Origin of the sequence: Corynebacterium testudinoris, from assembly GCF_001021045.1 — a bacterium.
GTDB lineage: Bacteria > Actinomycetota > Actinomycetes > Mycobacteriales > Mycobacteriaceae > Corynebacterium > Corynebacterium testudinoris.
This window is the reverse complement of the sequence record NZ_CP011545.1, coordinates 700,226-716,108: the sequence shown is the minus strand read 5'-3', so window position 1 is coordinate 716,108 and position 15,883 is coordinate 700,226. Positions and strand designations below refer to the sequence as shown.

Here is a 15,883-nt window from a genome sequence, read left to right as displayed (position 1 = left end):
GTGTGCCCGATTGGGTCCTCATCACACAATAGGATGGTCCTTATGACTGACCCGCGTAGTCCCCACGCCCATCACATTTCTGAACTCTCCCATGATGAGATTTTCGCCGCGCACGAAGGCGGGAAGCTGTCCATCCACACCGCCCGCCCCCTGAAGACCCAACGCGATCTGTCCATTTCCTACACTCCGGGCGTGGCCGAGGTGTGCACCGCCATCTCTGAAAACCCGAAGCTGGCCCACCGCTACACCGGCATTGGGCACACCGTGGCCATCATCTCCGATGGCACTGCTGTCCTCGGGCTGGGCGATATTGGCCCGCAGGCCGCCCTGCCCGTCATGGAAGGCAAGGCCCAGCTTTTTGATCGTTTCGCCGGGCTCAACGCCTTTCCCATCGTGCTCGATGAGAAGGACACCGACGCGATCGTCGCCACGATCACGGCCATCGCCCCGTCCTTCGGCGCGATCAACCTGGAAGACATCTCAGCCCCACGCTGCTTCGAGATCGAACGCCGCCTCATCGAGGCGCTGGACATCCCCGTCATGCACGACGATCAGCATGGCACCGCCGTCGTCATCACCGCCGCGCTGGGCAATGCGTGCCAGCTGCTGGACCGCACCATGCAGGACCTCAAGGTCGTCATCTCCGGTGCGGGTGCTGCCGGGGTAGCGTGTGCAAAGATGCTTATCGACGCCGGTGTCACCGACATCATCATGCTCGACTCGCGCGGCACCATCCACGCCGGGCGCGACGACCTCAATGAGATCAAGCAGGACCTCGCCGCCACCACCAACCCCCGCGGGGTGGCCGGTTCGGTCGCCGACGCCCTCGCTGGCGCGGATTGTTTCATTGGGCTGTCCCGCGGGCACGTGTCCGAGGACGCTCTTAAGGGCATGGCGCCCGAGCCGATCCTCTTCTCCTTGGCCAACCCGGACCCGGAAATCGATCCGGAGCTGGCGCACCGCTACGGCGCCGTGGTGGCGACGGGGCGCTCAGACTTCCCGAACCAGATTAATAATGTCCTGGCGTTCCCCGGTATTTTCCACGGGGCGTTGCAGGCCGGAGCCACCAGGATCACTCCGGCCATGAAGTTAGCGGCGTCCCGAGCTATTGCCAAGGTCGCGGAGGAGCACCTCGATGTGGAATACATCGTGCCCTCCCCCTTGGACGCCCGCGTTGCCCCTGCTGTGAGCAAGGCGGTCGCCGCCGCGTGGGAAAACGCTCAGTAACTTTTCCGACGAACTATCCGACACTGAGCAGGTCGATGACGAACACCAGGGTGCGGCCGGACAGCGGGTGTCCCCCACCCGCCGGGCCGTAGGCCAGCTCCGGCGGGATGGTGAGCTGGCGACGCCCGCCCACCTTCATGCCGGGGATGCCTTCTTGCCAGCCGGCGATGAGCCCGTTGAGCGGGAACTCGATGGCTTCCCCGCGGTCCCAAGAGGAGTCAAACTCCTGGCCGGACTCGAAGTCAACGCCAACGTAGTGCACCTTGACCAGGCCACCGGGCTGGGCCTCATCGCCGTCACCGACGACGAGGTCAACGGCGACCAATTCTTCGGGGGCAGGTCCGGACTGGGTGTCAATCTGTGGCTTTTCCATGTGGAAATGTCTCCTTAAGAAATAAACGAGCCGGGCACAACGGGCCCCATTATAGAGAGGTGTCGTCGTGCCCGGCTGAGTTAGGCGCAGCTTAGCTGCGTCTTAGCGCTCTTCGCGGGGGATGAGGGTGCGCAGGTTCTGGCCGGTGTAGATCTGGCGCGGGCGGTTGATCTTGGTGGAAGTCTTGAGCTGCTCACGGTAGTGAGCGATCCAGCCCGGGAGACGACCAATGGCGAACAGGACAGTGAAGAAGTCCGTCGGGAAGCCCATGGCGCGGTAGATGAGACCGGTGTAGAAGTCCACGTTCGGGTAGAGCTTGCGGGAGATGAAGTACTCGTCGTTGAGGGCGATCTCTTCCAGCTTCATGGCCAGGTCGAGGAGGTGATCGCCGCCCAGGTGCTCCAGGATCTCGTGCGCGGTCTCCTTGACGATGGCTGCACGCGGATCATAGTTGCGGTAGACGCGGTGTCCGAAGCCCATGAGGCGGACACCCTTCTCCTTGTTCTTCACGCGGTTCATGAAGTCGGTTGCGTCGCCGCCGTTGGCGTCAATCTCCTCGAGCATCTCGAGGACTGCCTGGTTTGCGCCGCCGTGCAGCGGGCCGGAGAGGGCGTTGATGCCACCGGCGATGGAGACGAACATGTTGGCGTGTGCCGAACCGATCATGCGGACGGTGGAGGTGGAGCAGTTCTGCTCGTGGTCAGCGTGCAGGATGAGCAGCTTGTCCAGGGCCTTGACCATGATCGGGTCAACCTCGTAGGGCTCGGTCGGGTAACCGAACATCATGCGCAGGAAGTTCTCGCGGGCATTGAGGGAGTTGTCCGGGTACATGTACGGAGCGCCCTTGGACGCGCGGTAGGCGTAAGCGGCCAGCATGGGCACCTTGGCCATGAGGCGGACGGTGGCCTTGTCCAGGTGCTCTTCGTTGAGCGGGTCGAGCTCGTCCTGGTAGTACGTCGACAAAATGTTGACGGAGGAGGCGAGCACCGACATGGGGTGCGCGTTGCGGGGGAAGACGTTGAACTGCGACTTGAAGTCCTCATCCAGCAGGGTGTGGTGGCGGATATCATCGTTGAACTTGTGCAGTTCTTCGACGGTCGGCAGCTCACCGTTGATGAGCAGGTAGGACACCTCGTTGAAGGTGGCGTTTTCCGCCAGATCAGCGATGTCGTATCCACGGTGGCGCAGGACGCCATTATCACCGTCAATGTAGGTGATCTCAGATTCGCAGGAACCGGTGGAGACGTAGCCCGGGTCGAAGGTCACCAGGCCGGTGTCAGCCAACATCTTGCCCAGGACAACACCATCATTGCCTTCTGTGGCCTTGATGATGTCCATTTCGAACTCGCCGCCCGGGTAGTGGAGTACGGCCTTGTCATTGTTGTCAGTAGCCACTGTGTACCTTTCAGACTTCTCTAGTCGACCTTGCCCCGCGTCGAGGGTTCAACCGCCGATGGGGACCATATGGAGGTGTGATGCCCACCGTAGTCCCATCATGACGGTGAGTCATGTATCAGCTTAGGTGACGCTTTCACGTTGAGCGTGCCGCCTGTCAGCCCCTTTCCTCCCCGTTGATGGGAGGGTGGGGCCGAGCTGACGACACATGGAAGTTGTGCTCCCACCACAAGGCATTTCAGCTCCGAGAATTGAAGCTGGCTGCCCCGCTTAAGGTGGATCAGAGCACAGTTTAGCAAATTATGTGATGGGGGCAACATGATTCTTCGATACAGGTCACACCCGGTGACTTTGCCACGTTGTGGTACCCCCGCCCCCTGGAAATTACCCCCATCACCCTTGTTCACACCAGTCGTGAGGATAGGTCGAGGATAGGTCTATGTGTTGAGCAATAAGAGACTAGAGTGATGGTCGGTCCAGCCCCCAACTCCCCTCCCCGATTGATGAAAGGGACAACTTCCCTATGAGTGAGTTCCCCACCCTTCCTACCGACCTCATCCCCGCTGACGGCCGCTTCGGCTGCGGGCCTTCCAAGGTCCGCCCTGCTCAGATCCAGGCAATCGTCGACGGCGCCGAGACCATCATTGGCACGTCTCATCGCCAGCCCGCCGTAAAAAATGTCGTCGGTTCGATCCGCGAGGGCCTGTCTGACCTCTTCTCCCTGCCGGAGGGCTATGAGATTATTTTGTCCCTGGGTGGGGCCACCGCCTTCTGGGATGCCGCCACGTTCGGGCTCATTGAGAACAAGTCGGGACACCTCTCTTACGGCGAGTTTTCTTCCAAGTTTGCAAAGGCCGCCAAGCAGGCCCCGTGGCTGGCAGATCCCACCGTCATCGAAGCCCCGGCCGGTGACGCACCCGCTCCGCAGGCGATGGAGGGCGTCGATGTTCTTGGTTGGGCTCACAATGAGACCTCCACTGGCGCCATGGTGCCGGTCGTGCGCCCTGAGGGCTCGGACGGCTCCCTCGTCGTCATTGATGCCACCTCCGGCGCCGGCGGCCTGCCGGTCGACATTTCTCAGACGGACGTCTACTACTTCTCCCCGCAGAAGTGCTTCGCGTCCGACGGCGGAATCTGGTTGGCTGCGATGTCTCCGGCGGCCATCGAGCGCATTGCCAGGATTAAGGAGTCGGGTCGGTTCATCCCGGCGTTCCTTGATCTGCAGACGGCTGTGGAGAACTCGCGGAAGAACCAGACCTACAACACTCCGGCCGTGTCTACGCTGCTCATGCTGGAGGATCAGGTGTCGTGGATGAATGCCAATGGTGGCCTCGACGGGATGGTTGCCCGCACTACCGCTTCCTCGAATGCCCTGTACGACTGGGCCGAGGCGCGGGAGGAGACGACGCCGTACGTGTCGGATCCGGCCAAGCGCTCCCTCGTGGTTGGCACCATTGACTTTGCTGATTCGGTCGATGCCACGGTCCTGGCCAAGGTGTTGCGCGCCAATGGCATTATCGATGTCGAGCCGTACCGCAAGCTGGGCCGCAACCAGCTGCGTATCGGCATGTTCCCGGCCATTGATGCCGCGGATGTGGAGACGCTGACCAAGGCCATCGACTTCGTCCTCGACTCGGGTGTCGCTCAGGCTTAAGCCCGTTGACCCGCATCAACATGCGCCGGACCTGCCACGGTTCGGCGCATGTCTGCGTTAGGGTGGACGCATCAGTCCCGCAGGCCCGAAGGAGAACTCATGCGCGAGCTGTTCCTCGTCAATGAAGATTCAACCGATAGCTCCTTGGTGTTGCGCGCCGAGGATGGCGAACAGTTCTTCATTGCGGTCGCTTCGCTTGACGACGCCGCACGTGCCTCCCTCCTGCCCCCTGCCGCGGAAGAAGCTCCGGCGGAGCCGGAGCCCGAGGAGCCGGTCGTTGAGGTTGAGCGCTCCATTCCCGCCCCGGATCCCCTGCTGACCACCCCGTTGACCATGCGCCCCCGTGATATCCAAGGGCGTATCCGCAGTGGGGCGAGCATCGCTGATCTCGCCGAAGAAATGGGTGTGGCCGAATCCCGCGTCGAGCCTTTTGCCCACCCCGTCATCTTGGAGCGTCAGCGCATGGCGGAGCTGGCTAAGCAAGCCCACCCCATCCGCGAGGACGGCCCAGCCAAGCTGACATTGTGGGAGGTCCTCGCCACTGCTTTTGCCGCGCGCGGACAATCCGTCGCGGATAGTTCGTGGGATGCTTATCGCGAGCCCACCGGCAAGTGGGTCGTGCGCGTGAGCTGGGCTGCGGGTCTGTCGGACAATGAGGCCGAATGGACCATCAGCAACCACGCCTCTTCTGCCTCCACGGCTGAGGCTCGCAACGCCATTGCCGCCGACCTCACCGACCCGGACTTTGTCCAACCCGTGCGCACCCTCACCTCCGTTGGGCGGGGCAACCGCTACGAAGAAGAGCACGAGCCGGAAGAACAGGACTTCGACGGCGACGGAGTCGCCGAGGGCGAGGAATTCCTGCGCCACCCCGACCCGGAGGACAAGCCGGCGGCGACGACGAAGCGACGTCGTAAAGCAGTAACCCCCCATTGGGAAGATGTCCTGCTTGGGGTGCGGACCAACACGAAGCGCCCACGCGGATAGCGATGGAGTCCGTGTGCACCCTCTGGTTCGTCACAGCTGCCGAACCAGCCACCATCATCGAGGCGGAGCCCAAGGCCGACCGAGGGTATGGGCGCAAGTATCTCGCCCAACTCAACCCGGCGTGGCCCATCGTGCCCATCGGGCAGTTCCCGCTGAACCGGTCCGCCCCTGCCTCCTCGGGTGAGTTTTATATCGCCGGTTTCCCCGGCATCACCATCGTGCAGACGGTGATCACGGACGTCCCTGTCCTCTCCGAGATCAGCCCCCGCCTGCTCGACTCCGTGCCCGCCGCCGAGGTCTACGCCTTCGCGCAGGGGCCAGGCGGCTACGGAGGATTCGCGCATTGGCGCGGCGGGGTGCTGAAGCGCTCGCTGTGTGCCACCCGCACGCGCACCTACGAGGACGTGGGCTTGCCGGAGCCTTTCGAGTCACCCTTTTGGGCCGGCGAGCGCGCGGAATCCATGGGCGGAATCTCTTTGCCTTTTGAGCCGCTCGACCTGGTGGACGAAGCTCAACGACACTGGATCGGCGTCGACGTCTCCCCCACGGGCCCGGACATCCAGGTGGTGGCCTATGCCGTTGACGGGCGGCCGGAGCCGAAGTTCAACGATGCTCCCCAGGGGCGGGTCATCCCGCCTCCCGCGCCGGAACCCGCCGAGGGCGACTACGACGATTATGAGGAGCACAAGGAGCAGTCAGACTCTTTCGTTCGCTTCGCCGATTCCTCCGCGGAGGCGGTTCAGAGCTTCCGTGGGTCGGTGAGCCGCCGGTGGCGCAGCGCCCGCGCCTACCTCGCCGAGAAACTCCGCCACACCGATCGCGGCTAGGGCCACCACCCTGCCTGCCTAACGCAGGCTGCGATCGCGCTCGTAGAAGGCAATCGCCGCAGACGTAGCCAAGTTGAGGGAGTCCGTGCCCGCCCCCATGGGGATCCGGGCGCGGACGTCGGTGGCGCGCATTGCGTGTTCGGTGAGGCCGGGGCCTTCGGAGCCGACGAGGAGGGCGACTTTGGGGTGGGGGTTCCCGGCGGCGTCGACAAGCGCGTCCGCGAGGTGGGTGGCGGCGGGATCGGGAGTGAGCGACACCAGATGGAAACCGGCCTCACGCAGCTGCGACAGAGAGCGCTGCCACGTGGTGTAGGTGCCTTCTAAGTGGGCGTAGGGGGTGCGCAGGACGTGCCCCATGGATACGCGGACGACGCGGCGGTAGAGCGGATCGGCGCAGCCGTTGCCGAAGAGCATGGCGTCGGCGCCCATGCCCGCGGCGTTGCGGAACAGCGAGCCGATATTCTCGTGGTCCCCCACGCCTTCGAGGACGACGATGGTCGAGGCGGAGGCGAGGATGGACTCCACGGAGGGCTCCGGCGCGCGATCGGCGGCAGCGAGCAGGCCACGGTGCATGTCGAAGCCAGCAACCTCGGTGAGCATGTCGCGGGTGACCTCAAAGATGGGGATGGAGTCATCGACCTCGTGGGATTCGAGGAAGGTGTCGAGCTTGCGGGCGTAGCCGACGATGCTGCGCACCGGGAACCGTGACTCGAGTAGCCGGCCGACGACGAGGGGGCCTTCGGCGATGACGAGTCGGCGGGAGGGGCCGTCGGATTTCTTGAGGTCGCGGACATCATCCAGCCGGGGATCGGCGGGGTCCTCGATACGAATGCGCATGGGTTAGTTAAGGGCCTGGAGGATCGGGTCCATGCCGAAGAAGAGCACAAACAGGGCGGAGACGAGCCACATGATCCAGTGGACGTCCTTGGCTTTGCCCGCCGCGACGGCCATGACGGAGAAAGCGATGAAGCCGACGCCGATGCCGTTGGCGATGGAGTAGGTAAAGGGCATGATGACGATCGTGAGGAAAGCCGGGAGGGCGATGTGGAACTTGGACCAGTCGATATCGGTGACCTGGGCGATCATCATGGCGCCGACGATGACGAGCACGGGGGCGGCGGCCTCGATGGGCACGACTTCGTACAGCGGGGTGAGGAACATGGCCAGGAGGAACAGCACGCCGGTGACAATGTTGGCCAGGCCGGTGCGCGCGCCGTCGGCGATGCCGGCGGAGGAGTCGGCGTAGACGGTAGCCGACGAGGTGGAGGTGCCGCCGCCGACGATGGCGCCGAAGCCTTCGACGACGAGGGCGCGTTTCATGTCCGGCAGCACGCCGTCCTCGCCGACGAGGTTGCCCTGCTTGCCCAGCGCGGTCATGGTGCCCATGGCGTCGAAGAAGTTGGCCAGGACGAGGGTGAACACCAGCAGCGAGGCGGCCAGCACGCCGATGCGGGTGAAGGCGCCAATGAGGTCGACGGCGCCGACGAGGGAGAGATCCGGCAGGCCACCGAAGCTGTCCGGGATCAGGGGGACGGCCAGTGACCAGCCGGTGGGGTTGGGCTGGCCGTCTTCGAAGGAGGCGCCGGAATGGGTGAGAGCCTCGACGATCATCGCGATGACGGTGGTGGCGACGATGCCGAGGAAGAGGCCACCGCGCACGCGGCGGACAACCATGAAGCCGCAGATGATGAGGCCGAGGACGAAGGTGAGGGTGGGCCAAGAGGCGACGGAGCCGTCGATACCCAGGCCGACGGGGACGGTGGTGCCGGCGGCGTCGGGGATGCGGCGAACAAAGCCGGCGTCAACCAGCCCGATCATGGCGATGAACATGCCAATGCCCACGCCCATCGCGGCCTTCATCGACTGCGGGATGGCGCGGAACACGGCGGTGCGGAAGCCGGAGACGGCGAGCACGACGATGACGATTCCGTCGATGACGACCAGGCCCATGGCCTCGGGCCAGGTGAGGCCTTCGCTGGCGACGAGGGTGACCGCAACGAGCGTGTTCAGGCCCAGGCCAGCGGCGATGCCGAAGGGATAGCGGGCGATGAGGCCGAAGGCGATCGTCATCACGCCGGCGGTCAGGGCGGTGGCGGCCGCGACCTGCGGGATGCCCAGGGTGTTGCCGTTGACGTCTTCGACGGTGCCGATGATCAGCGGGTTGAGGATGACGATGTAGGCCATCGCGAAGAAGGTGACCACACCGGCGCGGATCTCGGTGCCGACGGTGGATCCTCGTTCCGAGATGTGAAAATAGCGGTCCAAAGCGCTGCTGTTTTGGGCCGTGTGCACGCCAGCGGTCATGGTGTGGTTCCCCTGTTCAAAAAGTGATGATTCCAAGGCCTGATTTTGGACTCAATCGCGTTTCCACACAACTTCGCCTAGATTCATGGGCGATATCCCAAGGAGCTGAGCTACGTGTACGCCACAACTTTCCTCATGCGTGACGGTCGGGTGGCCAACCTCGACGCCCACCTGCGTCGGCTGCGCACTGAGACGACTTTTCACCCTTCCGCCGAGGAAGAAGTGTTGGCTACGTTGCGCTCGGCCGGCCCCGGAGTGTTCCGCCCGCACATCGAGGTGGTGGGGTCTACCGTGTCCGTTGACTTGCGCCCGGCGGTCATGCCGAATGATGATGTGGTGGTCGATGCGGAGGGCATTCGTGATGAGCGTCGCCGCCCGACCCGCAAGGGCCCGGACTTTGGGTGGCAGGTGCATCAGCTTCAGCGGGTGCGTAATCAGGGGGCTGATGCTGGGCTGCTTGTCGACGACCGCGGCAACATCATCTCCGGCATCTTCTCCAGCGTCCTCTACCTCAGCGGGGGTACCGCCCACGTTTCGGCGCACCCCCGCGCCGCGCAGTCCATCACGTTGGACGCCACCTTGGCCATGCTTATCGACGCCGGGGTTGACGTCGTCGAGCATCCCCAAGGTCTGCCCATGCATCAGCTTCGGACCAAAGAAACGTGGCTGATGAGTTCCCTCGAAGGGGTCCGCAACGTCACCGGCTGGATGGAGTACGGTTCCACCCTTCCTCCGCAGATCACGGGCCTGCCGCGGGGTGGCGCCCCCACCCACCGCGAGATCAACGAGCGGATGTGGGCGTCGGCGAGCAGCGTCTAGAAGATCAAGCCTTCGTCGTCGTAGGCATCGGGGGCGTCGACAAGCGAGTCAGCGGGGGTGCGGGAGTGCGCGCCGCAGCCGTACTTGGCGTGGACGAGGTGGCCGTCGGCGGAGTACTCGTTGACGCAGGCACCGAAATTGGGGCCGATGACATCGCCCACGGGGACGAAGAACGCGCACGTCGTGCAGTCGAGGGTGGCTTTTTCAGCGAACTCGCTCGTCGGGCCGTAGTCGCCGGTGCGCCAGCGCTGCATGGCATCACGCAACCCCTGGTCGCTGAGCTGACCGTCCGCATCGAGGCGCGGATCGTCGGGCTCCGGCGGCATGAGATCACCTGGGCCCAAATCGCCGGGCCGAATGCGATCGGCCCACGGCACCCATTCGGGGGCTTGGAGGGCTTCCCCGCTCGGCGCCGGGACCAGCGCTACTTCGTTGATGGTGACGTGCCTGGATCCGGAGGCGCAGGCCAGGACCGCATTCCATTCCCAGCCGCTGTAACCGGGGACATCCGCCGCGAAGCGGTGGTTGGCCACGTTATGCCCCACCACCTGGACCCCGATGTGGTCGCCGACCCCGCCGTCCCCGAGCTCCTCCAGTGCGGTACGTGCGAGGTCGACTGCGCGGGCGTCGAGAAGCGGGCTGGTTTTCCGGCGGCGATTGCTTGGGGACACGCCCCTCATTATGGGCCATCTGGGGCAGAATGTTGGTCATGAGCCTCCGAGTCGTCGCTTCCGCCTTCTCTTTAATCCTGGTTCCCGCCCTTGCCCTTGGCGCCTGCGCGGCACCGAAGGAGAAGGCCGGCCTGGCCGTTGAGCCGCTGGAAGTCAACATCATTGACTCCTATCCTTTCGACGTCTTGAGCTACACCCAAGGCCTAGAGATGGAGGACGACGGCACGCTCCTCGTGGGCACCGGCATGTGGGACGAATCGCGCATCTATCGCCGCGATATGGCGGGCACCGAGCTCGCCTCCGCATCGCTCGAGCCCCGATTCTTCGGCGAAGGCATCACCCGGCACGGCGACATCATCTGGCAATTGACCTGGCGCAACGGCATCGCCATCAAACGCGACGCCGAGACGCTGGCCGAACTCGACCGGGTCACCTACCCCGGCGAAGGCTGGGGGCTGTGCTCCTTCGAGGACGAGCTCATCATGTCCGACGGCACCGACGAGCTGCGCCACCTCGACCCCGACACCTTCGAGGAACGCTCCCGCACCGTGGTCACCCGCGCCGACCGCGACGTCTCCGAACTCAATGAGCTCGAATGCGTCGACGGGGAGGTCTACGCCAACGTGTTCCTCACCACCGACATCCTGCGTATCGACGCCGCGACCGGCCACGTCACCGGCACCATCGACGCCTCCGGGCTCCCCGACAACTCCTTCCCCGACCCCAACAACGTCCTCAACGGCATCGCGCACATTCCCGGCACCGATCATTTCCTACTCAGTGGCAAGCGCTGGCCCGACCTGTATGAGGTCCAGTTCCTGCCCCAACGGTAGGATAAGGACCCATGGCCACCCGTAAACAGGCGCGGCAGAAGTCCCTGCTGCAGATCCTTGCTCTCCTGATTGCCGTTGTTATCCTGCTGGTCGGTGGTGTCTTGCTGCAGAACTGGTGGAACAATCGCCCCGGCCCGCAGCCCCAAGAGGTGTCCATTACGGCCACGGTCGGCGACGCATCCCTCGAGATCTCCCCGTACCTCGTGTGCGAGCCGGGCGTGGACTGCCCCGAGGGTGAGGTCCCCAACCTCGCCGTCGGCCCCGACGACACGCTCGTGCTCGACATCCCGGAAGCGATCTACGACCACGACTGGCAAGTCCTCATGATTTATGATGACCCGGCCGCCAACGACCAACAACTCCACGCAGCCAATGATGCGCAACAGGTGGAAATCCCCGGTTCCACCGACCCCATCGGCGAGAACACCGAGCGCCCCCGCCTCATGGTCGTCGAAGTCTCCTCGGTGATGCTCGGCCACAACGACGCCGGGGAGGAAACCCCTTATACAACGGTGTGGTCCTTGAGCACCATGAGCTAGCCAGCAGTGAGCCGGGTTTAGGCGTCGAGCTCCTTGGCCACAGCGCGGAGGATCTCAGCGACCTGGCGGCCGACCTTACGGTCCGGGTAGCGGCCAGCGGCCAGGCCGGGCTGGACATCGCTTTCCAGCAGGGTGAGCAGGTCCGAAATCATGCTGGATAGCTCTTCGGGCTTGTGCCGGTGGGCGGGGCGGCGGCGCGGGGAGTCTAGAATTTTGACGCGCAGGGCTTGCGGGCCGCGGCGTCCAGCGGCGAAGTCAAACTCAATGCGCTGACCAGCGACTAACTCCTCCACGCCTTCGGGCAGTACCTGCTTGCCCACGTAGACATCTTCATCCCCCGGGTTGGAGACGAATCCGAAGCCCTTTCCGGCGTCGTACCACTTCACCTTGCCGATCGGCACGATCCTCACCACTTTCTTTTGCTTAACACGTGAAGGCACGAGTATACCCCGCTGTCGGCGTTGATCACGCGCGCTCCACTACCCGTTGGCATGGCCGACGCAACACAATGAGACGCACGTCACATTGTCCGGGTTTGGCGGGGCTGGCCTGGGAAAAAACCTTTGCAGGACCCCCGCAACTGAAAAAATTAGAGCCGACTTGTGAGTCGAGCGTGACTAAACCGTTATAAACCGTTACTCTGCATGGCAGGCACAGCGTCGGTCACCACCCCTCGCCTCCCACGCCGAATCCTGTCCAGGATGGCGAGAGACCACGTCAGTCGTGCACCACAAACGTGAATAATTCCATGTGGACAGGAGCGGGGAAACCACCGCGGACCTCTATTAAGCCAGAGTTTCGCAACGGGCATCCGCCCTCGGGGTGAAGCCACAAACGTGGCCGGGCACAGTGATCCTCCGCCCGAACCCGACAGCTCACTTCGCAGGCGTCAATATGAGAGGAACACTTCTTTTAACATGGCACGTCATTCCCGCAAGACCGCGTCCATCGGCACCAAGTTCGCCGCCACCACCGTCGCTTTCGGCGCAGCAGCCGCCCTGCTCTCCCCGACCGCGTCCGCTGCCCCCGACTCCGATTGGGACCGCCTCGCACAGTGTGAGGCCGGCGGCAACTGGCAGATCAACTCCGGCAATGGCTACCACGGCGGCCTGCAGTTCTCCCCGGCCACCTGGCGCGCATACGGTGGCGCTGAGTTCGCTCCCGTCGCCTACCAGGCCACCCGTGAGCAGCAGATCGCCGTCGCCGAGCGCACCCTCGCCGGCCAGGGCTGGGGCGCATGGCCGTCCTGCTCTGCACGTCTGGGCCTGAACTCCGCTCCGACCCCGCGCAACATTGCCGCCGACGCCCCGGCCGCTGTCCAGCAGATCGTCGAGCAGGCCGGCGCTTCCTCCGAAGCCCTCGCTGTCGACGCCGTCTACAACGCCATCCAGGCCAACCTCGCCCAGTTCGGTGTGCAGGTCCCCTCCGGCCTGGAGGCTGCCTACAACGCCAACCGCGGCAACTTCGATGCTTTCTACGGCGCCAACCGCCACATCATCGATCCGGCCCTGGGCCTCTAAACTCCCCCAGACGCCTGACAAGCCCCCGCACCACTGGTGCGGGGGCTTCGTTTTGCCAAGCCCGGGCAGCTCCAGGCGGACCCCGAAACCCGCACTCGCTAACAACTCTGGCATCTCACCAACTTCCGAACCCCCGAAATTGTTAGCGAAAGCGGGTTTGCCCGCCACCATCGATCAACAGCGAGACGCAGACACGCCAATCCCCCGCACCCTAGCCAGCACAAACGTGCCTGGGGTGCGGGGGATCCGCGTTGAGAGAAAAGAACGCTTAAGTGTTGTAGCGGGTGTACGGGTGGACGTAGCCGAGCTGCTCGGCCGGGACCGGAAGCACGGTGTCGTCGCCGAAGGGGCTGGACGCGCCAGCCAGCTTGGAGATCAACTCAGTCACCACGTGACCGTCTTCAGGGATATTCTTCGGCCAGGCCGGATCGACGTAGCCCTTCTTCTCAACGTTTGCCATGCCGTCCATTCTTGCAAACCTGGGGACAAAAAGTAACTTGAACTGCCATTAAACTCGTCCACACCATGACATCTACCCCCGATCGCCCCGATTTCCGCACCTGGCTGGCTCAGCGCAGTGATGATGAGCTGAGTTTCCTCCTCGCGGCGCGCCCCGACGTCGTCTTGCCGCTCCCCCCAGGGATTACCCCCTTGGCGGCGCGTTTGCAGTTGCGGGCGTCAGTGGGGCGGGCATTGCGAACGGTCACGGCGCTGGAGTTGGCACTGGTTGAGGTGGCCGCTGAGCTCGGGGCGGAGCTGGAGCCGATCAGCTCCGCGGCGCTGGGTGCGGAGGCCACTCGTCGGATCCCGAGTGCCACCCCAGCCCAGGTTGGGGAAGCGACGGAGAGGCTGTTCGCCCTCGCCATCTTCTTCGGTAGTGCCGAAGCCCTGCTCCTGGTCACCGAGGCCATGCCGTCGCTGCCGCAGGATTGGCAGCTGTTGGACAATGAGACTCCCGCGCTCCCGGAGGATCTCCCGGCTCAGCAGCGCGCCATTGTGGATACGTTGCTGCATTCCGGCGGCGTCGGCACGACGAAGCATGCCGCCCCGGATGCTGATCCCGCTCATCCCATCCCGCAGCTCCTGGCAGCTGGCCTGCTCACCCGCGTCGATGCGGGCACGGTGCGCTTGCCGCGCCGCATTCGCGCCGCTCTCCTCGGCCGTCCCCACGTTGCCCGGCCGCTGGTCCCGTCACCTCGGGTGCTCGGCGAATCGCTTATCGACGTCCGCGGTCAAGACCGCACCGACACCATCGGCGCCGGCGCGGGGCTGGAGGTCGCCCGCCACCTGCGCCAACTGCTGGATGTGCTGGGCGAGCACCCTGTGGAACTTCTCAAGGATGGCGGCGTGGGTGTGCGGGTCACGGCCTCCCTCTCCCGCCAGCTCGGGGTGTCCGAGGTCGACATCAATCGGCTCGTTTTCTTGGGCACGGCCGCCCGGCTGCTGAGCCGGGGCGAGGAGGGGCTTGGTCCTACGCAGGCGGCCGATGAGTGGCTGGAGGCGGAGCTTGGCACGCAATGGCTCACTCTCCTGCGCAGTTGGCTTGACTCCCCGTGGGCTCCTTGGCTGGTGGGCGACAAGGATGAGAAGAAGCTTCCCATTCGTCTGCTCTCTGAGCAGTCTCATCGCCCGCAGCTGCCTGAGCACCGCCAGCTCATTTTGTCCCAGTTCACTCGGCCTGCCCCGGGGGTGGAGATCAGTGATGAGGAGATGTTCGATGATTTCTTCTACACCCACCCCATCCCCGCGACTCTCCTGCCGGCGTGCACCGTGGAGGAGATTCTTTCCGAGGCCCGGTGGCTCGGAGCCCTAGCCGGGGGCACCGCCACCTCCCTGCTTCGCGCCCTGCTCGATCCCACTGCCGATGCCGAGGCCGTCGCCGCCGATGTCACACCCGGGACCGTCGAGCGGGTCATCGCGCAGGCGGATATGACGATTCTTGCCCCCGGCCCGCTCCCCCGCGCCGTGCAGGCGGAGATGGAGCTCCTCGGGGATCTCGATTCGGGAGGTCTGGCTAGCGTCTACCGGGTCACCGAGCATTCCGTCCGCCGTGCTTTGGATACCGGCCGCACGGCGGAGGAGCTGAAGACCTGGCTCGCGGACCACGTCCTCGGGGAGGTCCCGCAGTCCATCACCTACCTCATCGATGATGTCGCCCGCCGCCACGGGACCCTCCGTGGCGGCCCCGCGTTGAGTTACGTGCGGTGCGATGACCCCGCGCTCCTGCTCGAGGCCGCTCGCACCCCCGCCGCCGACGACGTCGCGCTGCAGATCATCGCCCCAACCGTCGCCATTTCCCAGGCACCCCTCGTCCGGGTCATCGATGCACTGCGGGGAGCGGGTTTCCAGCCGGTAGCGGAGGATGCGTCGGGGGCGGCGCTCGATATTCGCCCGAAGCCCCTCCGGCTGCCCACGCCCGATGCGGCGCCGGAACGATTGACGACGATCCCCGCCGAGCGGATTGCCGCGGCCGTCTCCGCCATCCGCCGGGCGGATGATAGCTCCGAAAAGGTACCCGCCGAGAGCGGTAAGACGCTCGCCGTGTTGCAGGCGGCGGCGCGGGGCGGGCGGACGGTGACGCTCGGGTTCGTCGATAAGCATGGACTCGCCGTGCACCGGGTGGTCACACCGCTGACGGTGAGCGGCGGGCAGGTCGACGCGCTCGATGAAGTGTCCGGTGACGTGCAGCGATTCATGCTCCACCGCATCACGGAGGTGCTGTTGGACTGACGTG

General features: G+C 64.7%; 16 protein-coding genes and 1 riboswitch. Of the genes, 9 read left to right on the top strand and 7 right to left on the bottom strand.

Translation table 11 applies throughout. The features are described 5' to 3' along the window. Positions 1-42: 42 nt before the first annotated feature. Positions 43-1,227, top strand: coding sequence for an NAD(P)-dependent malic enzyme (locus CTEST_RS03515; protein ID WP_047252564.1), 1,185 nt, complete (start codon positions 43-45; stop codon positions 1,225-1,227). A gap of 13 nt (positions 1,228-1,240) precedes the next feature. Here the strand turns inward: CTEST_RS03515 and CTEST_RS03510 are convergent, their stop codons facing one another. Then, positions 1,241-1,600, bottom strand: coding sequence for an FKBP-type peptidyl-prolyl cis-trans isomerase (locus CTEST_RS03510; RefSeq protein ID WP_047252563.1), 360 nt, complete (start codon positions 1,598-1,600; stop codon positions 1,241-1,243). Positions 1,601-1,702: 102 nt separating this feature from the next. Beyond that, positions 1,703-2,995 carry a citrate synthase gene (locus CTEST_RS03505; RefSeq protein ID WP_083985405.1) on the bottom strand — a complete coding sequence of 431 codons (1,293 nt, stop codon included), beginning with the start codon at positions 2,993-2,995 and terminating at the stop codon, positions 1,703-1,705. A 523-nt stretch (positions 2,996-3,518) separates the two neighbouring features. On the opposite strand from CTEST_RS03505, the gene serC reads away from it, so the two are divergent. The 3 genes from serC to CTEST_RS03490 all read left to right on the top strand — a co-directional run bounded on the left by serC (position 3,519) and on the right by CTEST_RS03490 (position 6,463). Continuing rightward, on the top strand, positions 3,519-4,649 hold the full coding sequence (gene serC, locus CTEST_RS03500) for a phosphoserine transaminase (protein ID WP_047252562.1): 1,131 nt from the start codon (positions 3,519-3,521) through the stop codon (positions 4,647-4,649). Between the two features lie 99 nt (positions 4,650-4,748). After that, complete coding sequence (gene sepH / locus CTEST_RS03495) at positions 4,749-5,636, top strand: septation protein SepH (RefSeq protein ID WP_047252561.1); 888 nt, start codon at positions 4,749-4,751, stop codon at positions 5,634-5,636. Between the two features lie 2 nt (positions 5,637-5,638). After that, a complete protein-coding gene (locus CTEST_RS03490; protein WP_047252560.1) occupies positions 5,639-6,463 on the top strand; it encodes a DUF6928 family protein in 825 nt (274 codons plus the stop codon). A gap of 18 nt (positions 6,464-6,481) precedes the next feature. Here the strand turns inward: CTEST_RS03490 and CTEST_RS03485 are convergent, their stop codons facing one another. Together CTEST_RS03485 and CTEST_RS03480 are read right to left on the bottom strand one after the other, a co-directional pair. Then, positions 6,482-7,300, bottom strand: a complete 819-nt coding sequence (locus CTEST_RS03485) for a TrmH family RNA methyltransferase (RefSeq protein WP_047252559.1) — start codon at positions 7,298-7,300, stop codon at positions 6,482-6,484. A 3-nt stretch (positions 7,301-7,303) separates the two neighbouring features. Further along, positions 7,304-8,767: an NCS2 family permease gene (locus CTEST_RS03480; protein WP_047252558.1), complete on the bottom strand. Its 1,464-nt coding sequence runs from the start codon at positions 8,765-8,767 to the stop codon at positions 7,304-7,306. A gap of 114 nt (positions 8,768-8,881) precedes the next feature. Between CTEST_RS03480 and CTEST_RS03475 the strand changes: the two genes are divergently transcribed. After that, the gene (locus tag CTEST_RS03475) at positions 8,882-9,586 is read left to right on the top strand and encodes an aminotransferase class IV (protein WP_052844286.1); all 705 of its coding nucleotides are present in this window, start codon (positions 8,882-8,884) and stop codon (positions 9,584-9,586) included. Here the strand turns inward: CTEST_RS03475 and CTEST_RS03470 are convergent. Next, positions 9,583-10,266 (bottom strand): DUF3027 domain-containing protein, encoded by a 684-nt coding sequence (locus tag CTEST_RS03470; RefSeq protein WP_047252557.1) that lies wholly within the window; start codon positions 10,264-10,266, stop codon positions 9,583-9,585. The genes CTEST_RS03475 and CTEST_RS03470 overlap by 4 nt on opposite strands. 20 nt (positions 10,267-10,286) lie before the next feature. On the opposite strand from CTEST_RS03470, the gene CTEST_RS03465 reads away from it, so the two are divergent. Together CTEST_RS03465 and CTEST_RS03460 are read left to right on the top strand one after the other, a co-directional pair. Then, the gene (locus tag CTEST_RS03465) at positions 10,287-11,090 is read left to right on the top strand and encodes a glutaminyl-peptide cyclotransferase (protein WP_047252556.1); all 804 of its coding nucleotides are present in this window, start codon (positions 10,287-10,289) and stop codon (positions 11,088-11,090) included. 11 nt (positions 11,091-11,101) lie between these two features. Next, positions 11,102-11,629 carry a DUF2771 domain-containing protein gene (locus CTEST_RS03460; RefSeq protein WP_047252555.1) on the top strand — a complete coding sequence of 176 codons (528 nt, stop codon included), beginning with the start codon at positions 11,102-11,104 and terminating at the stop codon, positions 11,627-11,629. 17 nt (positions 11,630-11,646) lie between these two features. Here the strand turns inward: CTEST_RS03460 and CTEST_RS03455 are convergent, their stop codons facing one another. After that, positions 11,647-12,030: a cold-shock protein gene (locus CTEST_RS03455; RefSeq protein ID WP_047254189.1), complete on the bottom strand. Its 384-nt coding sequence runs from the start codon at positions 12,028-12,030 to the stop codon at positions 11,647-11,649. Positions 12,031-12,356: 326 nt separating this feature from the next. After that, positions 12,357-12,535, top strand: a riboswitch (cyclic di-AMP (ydaO/yuaA leader). A gap of 11 nt (positions 12,536-12,546) precedes the next feature. Here CTEST_RS03455 and CTEST_RS03450 point away from each other — a divergent pair. Then, positions 12,547-13,149, top strand: a complete 603-nt coding sequence (locus tag CTEST_RS03450; protein ID WP_047252554.1) for a resuscitation-promoting factor Rpf1 domain-containing protein — start codon at positions 12,547-12,549, stop codon at positions 13,147-13,149. 268 nt (positions 13,150-13,417) lie between these two features. Here CTEST_RS03450 and CTEST_RS03445 read toward each other — a convergent pair whose 3' ends face one another. After that, positions 13,418-13,609 carry a hypothetical protein gene (locus CTEST_RS03445; RefSeq protein WP_047254188.1) on the bottom strand — a complete coding sequence of 64 codons (192 nt, stop codon included), beginning with the start codon at positions 13,607-13,609 and terminating at the stop codon, positions 13,418-13,420. Between the two features lie 65 nt (positions 13,610-13,674). On the opposite strand from CTEST_RS03445, the gene CTEST_RS03440 reads away from it, so the two are divergent. Next, positions 13,675-15,879 carry a helicase-associated domain-containing protein gene (locus CTEST_RS03440; protein ID WP_047252553.1) on the top strand — a complete coding sequence of 735 codons (2,205 nt, stop codon included), beginning with the start codon at positions 13,675-13,677 and terminating at the stop codon, positions 15,877-15,879. Positions 15,880-15,883: the final 4 nt, after the last annotated feature.